We start from the raw sequence: 916 nt of genomic DNA, 5'->3' as shown, positions 1-916 counted from the left end.
TTCATTATTAAGGGATAACCTTTCTGGTTAAACTTGTTTTTTGTACTGTATCGTTTAATCGATAATTCACCTTTGCCTAAACTGCTTTTTACATGATTGAGATAACGGTTTCTTGACATATATCCGGCGTCTTAATGGCTACTTAATGGGAAGCCGCGCCCTCCTGAATTCCAGAAGAAGTCTTACTCGCCTTTGCACCCACGATGCCTTAAAGGCAGAAGTCCAGCTGAGGTTCCGAGTAAGACAAAACCATTTTAAATCATCAATGCCTATTACCGTTTAGTATTGCGGGTTAATTAAATTAAGTGTTTTTAGTGATTACTGCTCTTTAGCTCTTTTTACGCGCACGCTTTGCTCACATCAAATGGCTGTTTGCTAGTTAGTACCGACCAAATGATTCTGGCAAGCTTATTGGCTAACGCAACGACGACTTTACAACCATGCATTCGCTCTTTGAGTTTCTGTAACCAATAACTCAGTACATCGTCTTTTTTATCGCACCAATTAAGCACAGTGCGAGCGCCATGAATGAGATACTTTCTAAGCGAGCTATTACCTCGTTTACTTATTTTCCCCATCCGATTGGTTTCACCACTGGCATATTGTGTCGGCGTTAATCCAATCCATGCTGCTAATTGGCGTCCATTTTTAAAAGCATTCGCATCACCTACGGAAGCCATTAACGCTGCGGCCGTTATTGGCCCAATACCTGGAATGCTTTGTAATAAAGTATAATTTTCTTTATCTTTAATTAGTTCATGCAACTGCGCTTTAACTTCTTCAACTTGGGAGCTGACTCGTTTTATGTTTCTATATAACCTCAACATAAATGACCGGGCAATCGTTGTTAATTCATTTTCCGCATCTTCAAGGATGCCGGGAATGGCATTCATTAAGGTTGAAATTCCAACGCCAA

General features: G+C 40.3%; 1 protein-coding gene. It reads right to left on the bottom strand.

The features are described from left to right. Positions 1-338: 338 nt before the first annotated feature. Positions 339-916: IS110 family RNA-guided transposase (locus E2R67_RS16375; protein WP_134292015.1), on the bottom strand; the 578-nt coding region annotated here is incomplete at its 5' end.

Origin of the sequence: Psychromonas algicola, from assembly GCF_004378355.1 — a bacterium.
Classification (GTDB): Bacteria; Pseudomonadota; Gammaproteobacteria; order Enterobacterales; family Psychromonadaceae; genus Psychromonas.
The sequence above is the reverse complement of the archived record's forward strand: the minus strand, read 5'-3'. Positions and strand labels throughout refer to the sequence as shown.